The sequence below is a fragment of the Kitasatospora sp. NPDC032757 genome (assembly GCF_055579305.1).
In genome coordinates this window covers 230,569-245,103 of sequence record NZ_JBVINN010000004.1, presented here as the reverse complement: position 1 = coordinate 245,103, position 14,535 = coordinate 230,569, and the positions used below count along the sequence as shown (strand labels likewise).

General features: G+C 70.9%; 13 protein-coding genes and 1 riboswitch. Of the genes, 10 read left to right on the top strand and 3 right to left on the bottom strand.

Features of this window, described 5'->3' with window-relative positions; all coding sequences use genetic code 11:
* Positions 1–200: 200 nt before the first annotated feature.
* Together ACZ5WK_RS08765 and ACZ5WK_RS08760 are read right to left on the bottom strand one after the other, a co-directional pair.
* Complete coding sequence (locus ACZ5WK_RS08765) at positions 201–1,262, bottom strand: LamG domain-containing protein (RefSeq protein ID WP_465546315.1); 1,062 nt, start codon at positions 1,260–1,262, stop codon at positions 201–203.
* A 433-nt stretch (positions 1,263–1,695) separates the two neighbouring features.
* The gene (locus ACZ5WK_RS08760) at positions 1,696–2,922 is read right to left on the bottom strand and encodes a ricin-type beta-trefoil lectin domain protein (RefSeq protein WP_465546313.1); all 1,227 of its coding nucleotides are present in this window, start codon (positions 2,920–2,922) and stop codon (positions 1,696–1,698) included.
* Between the two features lie 461 nt (positions 2,923–3,383).
* Between ACZ5WK_RS08760 and ACZ5WK_RS08755 the strand changes: the two genes are divergently transcribed.
* From ACZ5WK_RS08755 to ACZ5WK_RS08735, 5 genes are all read left to right on the top strand, one after another.
* Complete coding sequence (locus tag ACZ5WK_RS08755; RefSeq protein ID WP_465546594.1) at positions 3,384–4,802, top strand: glycosyltransferase family 2 protein; 1,419 nt, start codon at positions 3,384–3,386, stop codon at positions 4,800–4,802.
* On the top strand, positions 4,799–5,899 hold the full coding sequence (locus ACZ5WK_RS08750; protein ID WP_465546311.1) for a glycoside hydrolase family 26 protein: 1,101 nt from the start codon (positions 4,799–4,801) through the stop codon (positions 5,897–5,899). The genes ACZ5WK_RS08755 and ACZ5WK_RS08750 overlap by 4 nt, the downstream gene beginning before the upstream one ends.
* Positions 5,896–7,848 carry an ArnT family glycosyltransferase gene (locus tag ACZ5WK_RS08745; protein ID WP_465546309.1) on the top strand — a complete coding sequence of 651 codons (1,953 nt, stop codon included), beginning with the start codon at positions 5,896–5,898 and terminating at the stop codon, positions 7,846–7,848. The genes ACZ5WK_RS08750 and ACZ5WK_RS08745 overlap by 4 nt, the downstream gene beginning before the upstream one ends.
* Before the next feature lie 80 nt (positions 7,849–7,928).
* Positions 7,929–8,052, top strand: a riboswitch (cobalamin riboswitch).
* Positions 8,053–8,241: 189 nt separating this feature from the next.
* Positions 8,242–10,662, top strand: a complete 2,421-nt coding sequence (locus tag ACZ5WK_RS08740) for a ribonucleoside-diphosphate reductase subunit alpha (RefSeq protein WP_465546592.1) — start codon at positions 8,242–8,244, stop codon at positions 10,660–10,662.
* A 20-nt stretch (positions 10,663–10,682) separates the two neighbouring features.
* Complete coding sequence (locus ACZ5WK_RS08735; RefSeq protein WP_465546590.1) at positions 10,683–11,678, top strand: ribonucleotide-diphosphate reductase subunit beta; 996 nt, start codon at positions 10,683–10,685, stop codon at positions 11,676–11,678.
* Between the two features lie 67 nt (positions 11,679–11,745).
* Here the strand turns inward: ACZ5WK_RS08735 and ACZ5WK_RS08730 are convergent, their stop codons facing one another.
* Positions 11,746–11,955: a DUF397 domain-containing protein gene (locus tag ACZ5WK_RS08730; protein WP_465546307.1), complete on the bottom strand. Its 210-nt coding sequence runs from the start codon at positions 11,953–11,955 to the stop codon at positions 11,746–11,748.
* Between the two features lie 137 nt (positions 11,956–12,092).
* On the opposite strand from ACZ5WK_RS08730, the gene ACZ5WK_RS08725 reads away from it, so the two are divergent.
* The 5 genes from ACZ5WK_RS08725 to ACZ5WK_RS08705 all read left to right on the top strand — a co-directional run bounded on the left by ACZ5WK_RS08725 (position 12,093) and on the right by ACZ5WK_RS08705 (position 14,461).
* Positions 12,093–12,527, top strand: a complete 435-nt coding sequence (locus ACZ5WK_RS08725) for an ATP-binding protein (RefSeq protein ID WP_465546305.1) — start codon at positions 12,093–12,095, stop codon at positions 12,525–12,527.
* Entirely contained in the window at positions 12,524–12,796 is a 273-nt protein-coding gene (locus ACZ5WK_RS08720; protein ID WP_465546303.1) for a hypothetical protein, read from the top strand. Before ACZ5WK_RS08725 ends, ACZ5WK_RS08720 begins: the two co-directional genes overlap by 4 nt.
* 132 nt (positions 12,797–12,928) lie before the next feature.
* Complete coding sequence (locus ACZ5WK_RS08715) at positions 12,929–13,132, top strand: hypothetical protein (protein WP_465546301.1); 204 nt, start codon at positions 12,929–12,931, stop codon at positions 13,130–13,132.
* Positions 13,116–13,637: a DUF6879 family protein gene (locus ACZ5WK_RS08710; RefSeq protein WP_465546299.1), complete on the top strand. Its 522-nt coding sequence runs from the start codon at positions 13,116–13,118 to the stop codon at positions 13,635–13,637. Before ACZ5WK_RS08715 ends, ACZ5WK_RS08710 begins: the two co-directional genes overlap by 17 nt.
* Entirely contained in the window at positions 13,634–14,461 is an 828-nt protein-coding gene (locus ACZ5WK_RS08705; RefSeq protein WP_465546297.1) for a helix-turn-helix domain-containing protein, read from the top strand. The genes ACZ5WK_RS08710 and ACZ5WK_RS08705 overlap by 4 nt, the downstream gene beginning before the upstream one ends.
* The last annotated feature ends 74 nt before the right edge of the window (positions 14,462–14,535 follow it).

Genomic DNA, 14,535 nt, shown 5'->3' with positions numbered 1-14,535 from the left:
GGGCTTGAGTACGGGCCGCCGGGTGGATTCGGGCCGGATCCAACGGCCGTCCGCGCTCATCAGGTACTGCTCCTCAGCTTCGGGACATCGCGCCCGGTACGGCAGGTACCGGGGCTCGGTGCGCCAGAGGGCGCCGGGGCGGTGCTGCGCCCCGGCGCCGTGGGTGTCTTACGACGGGCGGCCTGCCCGTACGGTCCGGCTCAGCCGGTGAGCCAGGCGGCCGTGGGCGGGATCGCCGGCGGCGAGCTGGGGCCGGCGACGATCTTCACGATGTCGGCCTCCGGCAGCACCTGGTCCCAGGCCTGGATGTCGGCGACGGCCCCGTGCCAGGGGTCGCTCCACTGCGAGTTCGAGCTCAGCCGGCCCAGCTGGAACGCGTTGGTGCCGCTGCTCTGCACGCCGGCCGCCTGGGCCGACGCCTGCGCCGCGCCGTTGACGTAGAGCGTGATCTGCTTGCTCGCCGCGTCGTAGACACCGGTCAGCAGGGCCCACTGGTTGACCGTCGCGTCGCCCTTGGAGTAGACCACCACGGAACCGCCGCCGGGGAGCTGGACCTTGAAGTACCAGAGGTTGTGGCCGTTGTTGGTCGCCCGTCCGAGCGCGTAGGAGTAGTAGGCGCCGTCACCCTGGCTGACCGCGGCCCGGACACCCGCCGGCACGTCGACGAACACCCGGACGGACACGGTGAAGCTCTTGTTCGTGTCGACGATCGGCTCGGCGCTCTGGGCGAAGGAGTTCTGCCCGCTGGGCAGCTTGAGGACCTGTCCGGCGAAGCCGGCCACCGAGCCCGTCTTCGCGTCGGAGCCCAGGCCCAGCGCGGCCGTTCCCTTGCTCGCCGGCAGCGAGCCGACGGTCGGCGGGCCCGCGATGGCCTTCGGCGGACCGCTCGGCGTCCCACTGGCCGTCCCGGCCGGCGACCCGCTCGACGACGCGCCCGGGGTCTTGGGCGCCTCGGCCGTCGGGCTGCCGTCGGCGACCGGCGTCTTGTCGGACTGACGCATCACCACGACGCCCGCGACGGCGGCGCCGACGACCACGACGGCCACGGCGGCACCGATCAGCCGCAGACGGCGCTTCTTCTTGGCCTGCTCCTCGTTCCTGGCCGCCAGCGCCTCCCAGTCGGGCGTGCTGGAGCCCTGCGCCGGGAAGCCGCCGCCCTGCTGCCACTGCTGGGCGGGCGTCATGGGGACGGTGGACGCCAGGGGCGCGGCGGGCGTCATGGGGACGGTGGTCGCGGTGGGCGAGGTCGGCGCAGTCGGCATGGCGGGCACGGTGGGTGGAACCGGTGCGGCCGGTGCGGCGGGCGGCGGGCCGAACGCGCCGACCGGCGGCTGCTGCTGCTGTGGTGGCACACCGGCCCCCGGGGGCACCGGGCCGGGCGGAGGCACCTGCCCCGGAGGCACCGGGCCGGGCGGAGGCACCTGCCCCGGAGGCACCGGGCCGGGCGGAGGCACCTGCCCCGGAGGTATGGGGCCGGCGGGGGGCTGCGCGGAGACCGGCGGCTGCGCGGGGCCCGGGGCCGCGGGCGGCGGGCCGAACGCGCCGATCGGCGGCTGCTGCGGGGACCACCCCGGGTTCTGGTCCGGCTCGCCAGTCGGTACCGGTCGATCACTCATGTGTCGGAATGGTAAGGCATGGTCCGCCCAACGCCCATGGAGGGTGCTTCGGCTGACGGATCCACCCCCGGGGCCGCTCCTACGGCAGTCCGTTGTACGGGAGCTTCCACCGCTGTGAGACCCCGCCCGAGCAGGGCTTGAGGTTCACCGCCGTCCCGTCCGCGAGGGAGCCCCCGGCGGTGCCGAGGCAGAGGCCGGACTCCAGGTGCACCAGGCTCTGCCCGGCTCCGGCGGCCCAGCGCTGCGCGGCTCCTCCGGTACAGCGGGCCAGCGCCACGGTGGTGCCGTCCCCGGAGAGCGCGAGGCACGCAGCGCCGCCCCGCAGCGAGCCGTCGTTGCCCACCGTCCAGCTCGTCGACACGGCCTGGTCGCCGCAGGAGCCGACCGTCACCGGTGTGCCGGCGAGGCCTCCGCCGCCGTGCCGCAGGCAGATCCCGGGGGCGCCGGCCGGCACCTCGCCGGCCGGCAGGCCGACCCGGTTGTGGAAGGCGAACGACCAGCTCTGCAGGCCCGTCCCGCCGCTCCAGATCTCGAAGCCCGCCTGTACCCGGCACAGGTACGACCCCGGCGGGACGTAACCGCGCATCAGGGCGTCGGCGGTGAACAGCCGCAGGTTCAGGCCGTGGGCGCTGTGGGTCGACGCCTTCCGCACGTAGCTGATCACGCTGTGCGGGCCGGTGATGGGCGCCTGGAAGACGTCGTACGTGGTGTCGCCCATGGTCTGGGCGTCCGTCACCTTCTTCCCGGCCGGCCGGACGCTGTCGGTGGCGTCCAGCCAGATCATCACCTCCGCACTCTCCCCCGGGGCGCAGTTGTCGGGGCTGGGCCCGTACCAGAGGTCGTAGGAGAGGTTGTAGGAGCCGGTCGCCCGGGCCGAGGCGTCCCAGTCGCTGGTCGCGTCGCCCAGGGCACTGACCGGGACGGGCAGTCCGCTCGCGCCGGGGGCCGTGGAGATGTTGGGGTAGGCGCCCGGGGCGAGCGGGGTCTTGGCGACGAAGTCGCGCAGCTCCGTCACCGTGAAGCCGGTGTCCCCCGGGGCATCCAGGCAGACCGTGCCGGCGGTGTTCCACGGGTTCGGCTCGATGATCTTGGTGCCGCCGTCGACCGGCTTCTTGGGGAAGGGAACCTCCGCCGTCGAGCAGAGCCTGCCGGAGGCGCCGGCCGCCGGACCGGCGGACGACGTCCCGTCCGGCCGCACGGGGGCCGCGCCGGGCTCGCTCGTGCAGCCGATGAGCAGCACGGCCACGGTGCCGTGGGCGACCAGCGCCCGCACCCCCCGCGCCAACCGTGCGGCAGTGCCCTTCACGACGACCCTCCCTCTCCCATGAACCGGCCCGACGGCCGCCGGCAGCCCTGCCGGCCCGGCCTGCGGATGCGGCGAGCGCCCACCGTATACGCCTGCCTCCACATCACGATCGGAACTCAATCCCGGTTCCGGGCAGCCCGGCAGACGGGGGGGCAGGATTTCCCCGGAGCCCTTCCCGTACGATCCTGACGTCCCTGCGGCCGGGCTCAGCGCGGCCGCAGTCGTCTTTGGTCCACTTCGATACGGTTTCTGGGGGAGAGAGCCACGTGACTGTCACCGAGAGTACGCAGCTCACGGGCGGCAGGAGAGCAGCCACCTCACGCCGGAAAACCCGACAGGACGCCAGCTCCCGCGTACAGCGCGGCCTGCTCCCGCAGCCGCCCGACAACGTCGAGAAGTACTCCTACACGCGCAGCCACCTCTGGGTGCTGACCTGCTTCTCGCTCGCCAGCTTCGGCTGCATGGTGGCCAGCGAGGTGGGCCTGCTCAGCGCGACGCCGTGGTTCTGGCTCTTCGTCCCGTTCCTGGCGTTCACCGTGGTCTACTACCTGATCTCGCGTTGGGTGCACGGGTTCAACGAGACCTTCGACCTCAAGGGGCACCGCGCGCTGGTGCGCGCCTGGCGCCCCGAGCGGTACCCGACCGTCGACGTCTTCCTGCCCGTCGCGGGCGAGCCAATCGAGGTGCTGCACAACACCTGGACGCACGTCGCCAGGCTGCGCGACCAGTACCCGGGTGAAGTGACCCCCTACGTGCTGGACGACAGCGACAGCCCCGAACTCGCGCAGATGGCCGTGGACTTCGAGTTCGTCTACGGCACCCGCAACAACCGCGGCTGGTTCAAGAAGGCCGGCAACCTCCAGTTCGGGTTCCGCAACTCCGACAGCGACTACATCCTCATCCTCGACGCCGACTTCGCCCCGCGTTCCGATCTGCTCGACGAGCTCCTTCCCTACATGGAGAACGACCCGAGGCTCGGGATCGTTCAATCCCCGCAGTTCTTCCGCATCCTCGACTCCCAGAACTGGATCGAGCGCGGCGCCGGCGCCGTCCAGGAGCTCTTCTACCGGACGGTCCAGGTCTCCCGGCAGCGCAACGACGGCGCGATCTGCGTCGGCAGCTGCGCCGTCTACCGGCGGGCCGCGCTGGAGCAGAACGGCGGCACCACGCTGATCGAGCACTCCGAGGACGTGCACACCGGCTTCGACCTGCGCAGGCTCGGCTGGGACCTCCACTACGTGCCGATAGCCCTGGCGGCCGGGGTCTGCCCCGACAACGTGGGCGGGTTCTTCAACCAGCAGTACCGGTGGTGCACCGGCTCGATGAGCCTGCTGGGCAGCCGGAAGTTCTGGGGCACCAAGCTCCGTCTGATAACCCGGATGTGCTACATGTCCGGCTTCTTCTACTACATCCACACCGCGCTGTTCACCATCGTCTCCCCGCTCGTGCCCATCGTGCTGCTGCTCGTGCGGCCGGACCTCATCCGGTGGGAGAACACGATGCTGGTGATACCGGGCCTGGTGTACGCCACCCTCATCTTCCCGCTGTGGCACCGCAACCCGTACCGGCTGGAGGCCTGGGCCGCCCGCATGATGTACGGCTGGGCCCACGTCTTCGCCATCTGGGACATCCTGCGGAAGAACCGGATGGCCTGGCAGCCGACCGGATCCAGCGGCGCCAAGAAGAACAAGACCCGCCGGTTCTGGACGGGCATGATCGTCTGGGGTGGCGGGACCGCCGCCCTCTGGGTGGGCGCCGGCATCTGGCGCATGCTCACGATGGGCCCGCTGAACTTCGCGCTGGTCCTCGCGTCCGGCCTCTTCTACGCCGTGATCGTGGGCCGAGTCCTCGTCCAGCCGCGTCCCACGGAAGCTGTGTGATCCCCGTGCCCGCCGTGTCCGCCGTGCCCGCCCACCGCCGCCGGGCGGGTCTGCGCCGTCCGCTCGCCGTGCTCGCGCTCGTGACCACCGGTCTGCTGCTCGCCACCGCCTGCGGCCCGGCGGACCCGGGCTTCGCGGTGCCCGAGGCCGCCGTCGCGCAGCCGGCCGGCACCGCCACCGGGGCCGGCACCGCCGGCACCGCGGCCCCGGCCCGCAAGCCCGCGGCCCCGGCCGCCGACCTCCCCTACGACGTCACGCCGCTGCTCAAGCCGGGGCACAAGTACCTGGGGGCGGCGCTGCCCGACGTCCCCACGAAGATGGACGCGCTGACCGGCTACACCACCGCGATCGGCAAGCAGCCGAACGTCCTGGAGTACTACGCCGGCTGGGGCGACGGCTTCGACACCGCCGGGGTCCGCCGGATCTACGACGCCGGGGCACTGCCCTACATGGCGTGGGAGCCGCACTCCCCCTCGATGGCGGCGATCGCGGCCGGCGAGACCGACGACTACGTGAAGGGCGTGGCCAAGGCCGCCGCCAAGCTCAACCTGCCCATCGCCATCAGCATCGCGCACGAGATGAACGGCGACTGGTACCCGTGGGGCCGGCAGGCCAGCAGCCCCGCCGACTTCGTCGCGGCCTGGCGCCGCGTCCACGACATCTTCGACCGGGCCGGCGCGACCAACGTGATCTGGGTCTGGAGCCCCAACATCACCGACCCCGCGCCCAACACCCGGCTCGCGCCGTACTACCCCGGCGACACCTACGTGGACTGGGCCGGCATGACCGGCTACTTCACCCTCACCGGCCCGAAGACCTTCGACTCGCTCTACGGGCCGACGATGGCCGAGATCCGCACCTTCAGCCAGAAGCCGTTCTTCATCAGCGAGACGGCCTCCCAGCAGGGCAAGCGCCAGCGCGCGGACATCGACCAGCTCTTCACCGGGCTCGAGACGCACGACGACGTCGTCGGCTTCGTCTGGTTCAACATCGTCAAGCGGGCGGACTGGCGCATCGAGGCCAGCCCGCCGTCGCTCGCGGACTACAAGCAGCGCGCGTCCGACCCTCGCTACGGCTTCGACATCCGGAACCCATGATGCCTTCAGAGACCGACTCCTGGTTCACCCCGCAGACCCCGGCCCGGACCCCGGACGGCGAAGGGTCCCGCCCCCACCCCCGGGAGAACGGGCACGGCTGGACCGGGCACGGCGGGAACGCCCGGGCCGGGGAGACCGGGAAGGCCGACGGGCCCGAGCGGACCGGACACCCCCGGGGCGCCGACGGCGACGGCGAGGCCCCGCGGCACGGCGGGTACGGCCCGGACGGTGTCCTTCCCCCGAACGACGAGGACGCCCCCGACGAGGCGTACGCGCCGGACGAGGCATACGCGCCGGACGACGAGTACGCCCCCGACGACGTGCACGACCCGGACGACGGCTACGACGCCCCCGAGGCCGACGGTCGCGACCGCGCCCGCCCCTCCGACGACAAGGAGGAGGACAGCCAGGCCGTCCAGCTCGCGCCGTACCGGATCCCGGCCGTCCCCGCGACCGGCTGGGACCCCGCACCCAGCCCCCGGCGCCGCTGGATCGGCCGCGGCCTGCTCTTCGGCGTGCTGGCCGTCCAGGCGGCGCTCTCCCTGCGCCTGCTGGGCGCCGCCCACCCCGACGAGGCCGTCGCCATGATCGTCGGCCGCCAGCAGCTGGACAACCTGCTCCACGGCACGGCGGTGACGACCGACCTGATCGGCCAGATCCCCGGCTCCCCCTGGCTCTACCCCCCGCTGGCCGGCGCCGCCGCCAACGCGAGCGGGGTGTTCGGGGCCCGGGTGGTCAGCCTGGTCCTCGCGCTGGCCACCACCGCGCTGCTCTACTCGCTGACCCGCCGGCTCTTCAACGAGCGCGTGGCCATCTGCAGTGCCGCCGCGTACGCCGTCCTGCAGTCCACCGTGGTCGTCGGCTTCTACGCCGCCCCGGACGCCCTCGCGGTGGCCCTGGTGGCGGCCGCCACCTGGATCGTCGTGCGGACCGCCCGCGCCCCGGTGGCCACCGTGCTGCTGGCCGTACCGGTGGCGGCGCTGGCGGCCGCCGTGGAGTACGCCGCGGTGGTCGCGCTGCCCGTGCTGGCCGCCCTCGCACTGATCACCGCCTGGCCCTACCGCGGCCGCGGCCCCGCCGCCGGGCGCGCACTCCTCCTGGCGGCGGGCGCCCTCGCGGCGCTCCTGGCCTTCGGCCTGCTGGACGACGTCTGGGCCTGGTCGCCCGGGCACGGCCACCAGGCCCGCGGGGCCGGCTCGGTCCTCTCCTCCGCGCTCCAGTGGAGCGGCCTGTTCACCCTGCTCGCCTGCGCGGGCGGGATCGCCTACTCGCTCCGCGAGCGGCTGAACGAGTCGCCCGAGGACAGCGCCATCACGGCCTCCCGGCTGCGCCGCACGGCGCTGAGCCTGACCCTGTGCGCGTCGGCGCTGCTGATCCCGGCCGGGTACGCGTACCTGGGCACCTCCGGCGTGATGTTCCGCCACCTCGGCTTCGGCATGCTGTTCGCCGCGCCGCTGGCCGGCGTGGGCATCACCAGGCTGGTCGGCGCGCACTTCCGCAACCCGCAGCTCGGCATCCTGGTCTGGGTGGTGCTGCTCGCCCTCGGGCTGGAGCAGTCGGCGCTGCGGTACCAGGACGGGCCCGACTCCGGCCGGCTGCTCGGCGTGCTGCGCGTGCACGCCACCCCGCAGGGCCGCTACCTCACCGAGGTCGACGGGCTGCCGGAGTACTACCTGGGCAGCGTCAGCAAGCCCGAGCAGTGGGTCTCGGCCCGCAAGGGGACGGACTACCGGGACCCGGCCGGCGTGATGCACCACGGGGACGACGGCACGGTCACCGCCGTCCGCAACGGCTGGTTCACCGTGGTCGTCCTCGACAGCACCGCGCCCACCGCCACGGACCGGGCCATCACCGAGGCTGTCAGGGCCGCCGGACGCTACCGACTGATCGCACAGTTCAGCTCCCCGACCGGTGATTCCGGCACGTACAGAGTGTTCCTCCTGCACTGAGAGCCCGGGGCGCCGGGCCACGCCCCGCGACACACCGGCTACTACATATGGTGCCGCGATACTCGACCGCCACTAGATGTATGCTCATCCCTGCTGTCGACGCAGGGGAACCCGGTGCGAATCCGGGACTGCCCCGCAGCGGTGTGCGGGCGGCTCCGACCAGAGCCCGCGAGTCCGAGTACCTGCCGACAGCGTGCCGCCCGGCCTCCCCGCAGAGGCCTCCAGCACACGAAGTACTTCCGGGCCTCGCGGGCGGGCCGGGGATGACACCGTCGCGCGACGCCGTCCGGCCGTCGCGCCGTGCTCCCCTGCTCCAACGGCCCGGTGCCCCCGATCAACAGCCGCCGATCGCCGCCAGGAGAGAGCGCCTTGACCACCGCTGCCTCAGTCACCCTGCCCGCCCAGGGGTCCAGCTCAGCCCCCGTCGACCCGACGGTCTCCGACCCCGGCGGTGCGCTGCTCCGGCTGCTGACCGACCGCAGCGTCGACCTTCCCCAGGTGGACCCCGGCCATGTCGCCGCCGCCGCGCTGCGCGGCCGCCACGCCGGCTCGGACTTCGCCGAGCTGCGCGGGCTGGCCGTGGACGCCGCAGCGTCGATGATCGCCGAGGACCCCCAGTACTCGAAGCTGGCGGCCCGCCTGCTCGCGCTGGAGATCGTCGACGAGGCGGTCTCGCAGGGCTCGGTCTCCTTCTCCGCCTCGATCGCCGTCGGCCACGCCGAGGGCCTGATCGGCGACGTCACCGCCGGCTTCGTCGCCAAGCACGCCGCCGCGCTCGACGCGCTGATCGACGCCCGGGGCGACGACCGCTTCGAGTACTTCGGCCTGCGCACCGTGCAGTCCCGCTACCTGCTGCGCCACCCGATCACCCGCAAGGTCGTCGAGACCCCGCAGCACTTCCTGCTCCGCGTCGCCTGCGGCCTGGCGGTCGGCGACAACGAGCAGTCGGTGCGCGAGGTCGCGGAGCTGTACGGCCTGATGAGCCGGCTGGAGTACCTGACCTCCTCGCCGACCCTCTTCAACTCCGGCACCCGGCACCCGCAGATGTCGAGCTGCTACCTGCTCGACTCGCCGCTGGACAACCTGGACTCGATCTACTCCCGGTACGCCCAGATCGCCCGTCTCTCCAAGCACGCCGGCGGCATCGGCCTCTCCTACTCGCGGATCCGTTCGCGCGGCAGCCTGATCCGGGGCACCAACGGCAAGTCCAACGGCATCGTCCCGTTCCTGCGCACCCTCGACTCCTCGGTCGCCGCCGTCAACCAGGGCGGCCGCCGCAAGGGCGCGGCCTGCGTCTACCTGGAGACCTGGCACGCGGACATCGAGGAGTTCCTGGAGCTTCGCGACAACACCGGCGAGGAGGCGCGGCGCACCCACAACCTCAACCTGGCGCACTGGATCCCGGACGAGTTCATGCGCCGGGTCAACGCCAACGAGGACTGGTCGCTGTTCTCCCCGGCCGACGTGCCCGAGCTGGTCGACCTCTGGGGCGCCGACTTCGACGAGGCGTACCGCAAGGCCGAGCTGGCCGGCAAGGCCGTCCGCACCATCCCCGCGCAGACCCTCTACGCCCGGATGATGCGCACCCTGGCGCAGACCGGCAACGGCTGGATGACCTTCAAGGACGCCTCCAACCGCGCCGCCAACCAGACCGCGCTGCCCGGCCGCACCGTGCACTCCTCCAACCTCTGCACCGAGATCCTGGAGGTCACGGACGACTCCGAGACCGCCGTCTGCAACCTCGGTTCGGTCAACCTCGGCGCCCACGTCGCCCCCGGCGCCACCGCCGCCGACCTGCTGAACGCGATGGACTGGGACCGGCTGGACGCGACCGTCCGCACCGCCGTCACCTTCCTCGACCGCGTGGTGGACATCAACTTCTACCCGACCCCCGAGGCCGGTGCCTCCAACTCCCGCTGGCGCCCGGTCGGCCTCGGCGTGATGGGCCTGCAGGACGTCTTCTTCCAGCTCCGCCTGGACTTCGACTCGGCCGAGGCCAAGCAGCTCTCCACGCTGATCGCCGAGCGCATCATGCTCACCGCGTACGAGCGCTCCGCCGACCTGGCCGAGCAGCTGGGCCGCCACGAGGCGTACGGCGAGACCCGTGCCGCCCGGGGCGAGCTGCACATCGACCACTTCCCGTCGGCCGCGCCGCAGTGGGCCGGCCGCTGGGAGGCGCTGCGCACCCGCATCGCCACCACCGGCCTGCGCAACTCCCTGCTGCTCGCCATCGCGCCGACCGCCACGATCGCCTCGATCGCCGGCGTCTACGAGTGCATCGAGCCGCAGGTCTCCAACCTGTTCAAGCGCGAGACCCTCTCCGGCGAGTTCCTCCAGGTCAACCCGTACCTGGTGCGCGAGCTCAAGGAGCTCGGCGTCTGGGACCAGCAGACCCGGGACGCGCTGCGCGACGCCAACGGCTCGGTCCAGGAGCTCAACTGGCTGCCCGCCGAGGTCCGTTCGCTCTACCGCACGGCCTGGGAGCTCCCCCAGCGTGCGCTGATCGACCTGGCCGCGGCCCGCATGCCGTACCTCGACCAGAGCCAGTCGCTGAACCTCTTCATGGCCGCGCCCACCATCGGCAAGCTCAGCTCGATGTACGCGTACGCGTGGAAGGTCGGTCTGAAGACCACCTACTACCTGCGCTCGCGCCCGGCGACCCGGATCGCCCAGGCCGCGTCGGGCACCGCCCGCGCCGCGGCCCCGGTGCCGGCCGGCCCGGTCACCGTGGGCGCCCCGACCCTCACCCCGGAGGAGGAGGCCGCGCTGGCCTGCTCCCTGGAGAACCCCGAGTCCTGCGAGGCCTGCCAGTGAGCACCCCCGACCGCGAGAAGATGCTGCTCGACCCCGGCTTCGAGCTGACCCTGCGTCCGATGCGCTACCCGTCGTTCTACGACCGCTACCGCGACGCGATCAAGAACACCTGGACCGTCGAGGAGGTGGACCTGCACTCCGACGTCGCCGACCTCGCCAAGCTGAGCGAGGGCGAGCGGCACATGATCGGCCGGCTGGTCGCCTTCTTCGCCACCGGTGACTCGATCGTCGCGAACAACGTGGTGCTGAGCCTCTACAAGCACATCAACTCCCCGGAGGCGCGGCTGTACCTGTCGCGCCAGCTGTTCGAGGAGGCCGTGCACGTCCAGTTCTACCTGACGCTGCTGGACACCTACCTTCCGGACCCGGAGGACCGCAACGCGGCCTTCGCCGCGGTGGAGAACATCCCCTCCATCCACCAGAAGGCCCAGTTCTGCTTCAAGTACATGAACGCGGTCGACCACATCGACTCGCTGCAGACCAAGGAGGACCGTCGCGCGTTCCTCCTGAACCTGATCTGCTTCGCGGCCTGCGTCGAGGGCCTGTTCTTCTACGGCGCCTTCGCGTACGTGTACTGGTTCCGCTCGCGCGGCCTGCTGCACGGCCTGGCCACCGGCACCAACTGGGTGTTCCGCGACGAGTCCATGCACATGGACTTCGCGTTCTCCGTGGTGGACACCGTCCGCGAGGAGGAGCCCGACCTCTTCGACGACGAGATGGCCAAGCAGGTGACGGAGATGCTGGAGGAGGCCGTCGAGGCCGAGCTCCAGTTCGCCCAGGACCTGTGCGGTGAAGGCCTGCCCGGCATGAACACCGCCTCGATGCGCGAGTACCTCCAGGCCGTGGCCGACCAGCGCCTCGCCCGCCTGGGTCTGCCGATCCGCTACGGCTCGACGAACCCGTTCGGCTTCATGGAGCTCCAGAACGTCCAGGAGCTGACCAACTTCTTCGAGCGCCGCGTGTCGGCGTACCAGGTCGCCGTCGAGGGCTCGGTCGCCTTCGACGACGACTTCTAGGAAGAACGAAGACAGACAGACAGGTGCCCCGCACGGCCACAGCCCGTGCGGGGCACCTCTGTCGTTTTCAGTCGGTCGTAAACTCCCCGCCCTTGACCCCCGCGAGGAACGACGACCACGCCTCGGCCGGGAAGAGCAGAGCCGGCCCGTCCGGGTCCTTCGAGTCACGGACTGCCATTCCGCCCAGCACCAACTGCCCGGTCTCCACGCACTCGTTCGCCTGGGCGCTGTAGCTGCTCTTGCACCAACCCCGAGCGGCGATCTCCGGCACGGTCATGCGCTCACACCTCTTGTCTGATCTCGTCTCATGTCTCCGCCGCAATGGCCGCGATCATATCCAGCGACTCGTCGCCCGGGCATTCCCATGCCTTCTTCAGCCGTCTTCACCCCACACCCCTCGGAGGTGGCCCCGCCATGCCCGAAACCGTCTCCACCGCTCCTCCCTCCCCCACCGAACACGTCTGCTGGCTCCCCCGGCACCGGAAGTCCGCCGGCGCCGCCCGCCAGGAGCTGCGTCGCTTCCTCGCCGACCACCCCGACAGCGAAGACCTGCTCCCCACTGGTGAGTTGCTGCTCTCGGAGCTGGTCACCAACGCCATCCAGCACGCCCGTGCGGCCCGAGGACGCCTGATCCAGATCCGTCTCAGGCTCGCCGACAGCCTCCTCCGCATCGAGGTCCATGACGCCGACAGCGAGCGGCCCGCGCTCCGCGACGCCTCCGACTCCGACGAGGCCGGCCGAGGCCTGCTCCTCGTCCACGAGTTGGCCACTCAGTGGGGCTGCTGCCCCCGCGCCGGCGGCATCGGCAAGTTCGTCTGGTGCCACATCTCCGCCGAGGCCGCCGCGTGAGCGCCGTCCGCGCCGAGATCGGCGGCATCATGCCGCCCGCCGTGCTCCTGAGCCTCGACCACGCACTCCCCGTCCTCTGGGAGTACATCCGCGAACTCCCCGTCCGCGAAGCCCACCGCGACTTCATCCGCTTCTGCGTCGGCCCGGGAGGCGGCGACGGCGTCGCCCACTGCCTCAACCGAGGCGGCCGGTGGAGCGCCACCCTCTACGTCGGCGAACTCACCGACTGGACCGCCCACCCGATCACCATCACCACCAGCCGCCCCTGAACTCCCCCGCCCCGCCCGGCGCTCACGCCGGACGGGGCGGCCGACCGATTTCCCGTTCTGGAAAGATCGCGTTCTTGACCCTGCACCTGGGAAGTCGGGACCATCGAACGAGCAGCCAAGGGAGGAATATCCATGAAGCTGACCGAACTAGACAGCTCGTGCGACAACGGGCCGTGCCCGACGATCTACGCCACTGACACCGGGGAGCTGGTCGTCCAGGGCTTCAAGGTGGACGATCCGGAAGCCCTGGCCACGATGCAGTTGCCGGAGACCGAGACAGCCGTACGCATCCCGGTTGACCTCCTGGTGAGGGTTGCTCGTGACCATCTCTCCTGACGCCTTCGGCGCACTCTTCGACGGGTTCCAGCGGGAGGCGTTCCGGCTGGAGACGCTGGACGACTACAGCAAGTCCGGCAGCGTTGACGCCTACCAGGCGTTCTTGGCTGGGAAGCCTCAGCCCGCCGACTACAACTCCGCATGGCTGGCACAGGTCCGACGGAACACCGACGCCGGTCGGCGAATGTACCGGGTTCACATCCTGACCCGGCCTCTCACTCCCTATCTCCAGTTCGAGCTGGGCTGGGGATACCGGACGAATGCCACCGCCGGCGAAGAGTTCTTCATCCTCGATGTCACCGAGAAGTCGAACCCTCTCGAAGGCGTTTCTGACTTCTGGATGTTCGATGAGTCCACGACCGTTTCGATGACCTACGACAACGACGGCGGATTCCTCGGGGCGGAGCAAGAGCCCGACGTGATGAAGTGGGTTCACTGGCGCGACACGGCCCTGAGCCACGCTGAGCCGTTCACCGACTGGTGGGAGCGGTACGGCAGCTGGTGAAAGCCAATATCGGTAGCGCGCTGCGGGAGCTGCGAAAGGCCAGCGGGAAGGAGGCCAAGGCAGTAGCCCGCAGCGCTGCTATGTCTCCGTCCAAGCTGAGCCGCATCGAGACGGGGAAGATCACCCCGACAGCGATGGACGTAGACCGCATCCTTGCGGCCATCGGGGTCTCCGATGAAGTCCGGTCCGGACTGGTAGAGACAGCCCGGAGAGAAGCCACTGAGGCTACGGCATGGCGACTGTACCGCCGCAGCGGATTCCACTTGCACCAGGATGCCATCCGCGCCGTAGAGGCCGAGACAGCCGTCCAGCGGGTCTTCCAGCCGTCCTGTATCCCTGGCCTGTGCCAGACACCGGAGTACGTCCGGGCGATCCTCAACACCAAGGGCCTGACGGAGGAAATGCTGTCACGGACCATCGGCGCCCGGCTCCAACGGCAAGCCGTACTCTTCGAGCCCGCCAAGTCATTTCGATTCCTGATCACCGAATCGGTACTGCGCTGGCGACTTGTCTCCCCGCCCGCGATGGCCGTCCAACTTGACCGGCTCATCGCTCTCTCCCGCCTCCCGAATGTCTGGATTGGCGTCGTACCGCTCGCGGCCCGCATGACCGAAGCGCCGTCCTCGTCCTTCGTCACGTTCGACAATCGGATGGTGATCGTGGAGATTCCCCACGCGGAGATCACCACCAGCGAGCCCAAGGACGTGGAGCTGTACCTGGAGCGGTTCAGCAGATTCGAAATCAAAGCTCTTTCCGGTGACACCATGCGGGAGATGGCCGCAAGAGCCCGGGACGAGTTCTTGCAAGAACAGGGAAGCTTGTAGGAGCCACCCCGCCCTCCCCGTAACTTGGTGACTCGCCAGAACAGACCGAGAGTCACGGGAGCGGTCCATGCTTG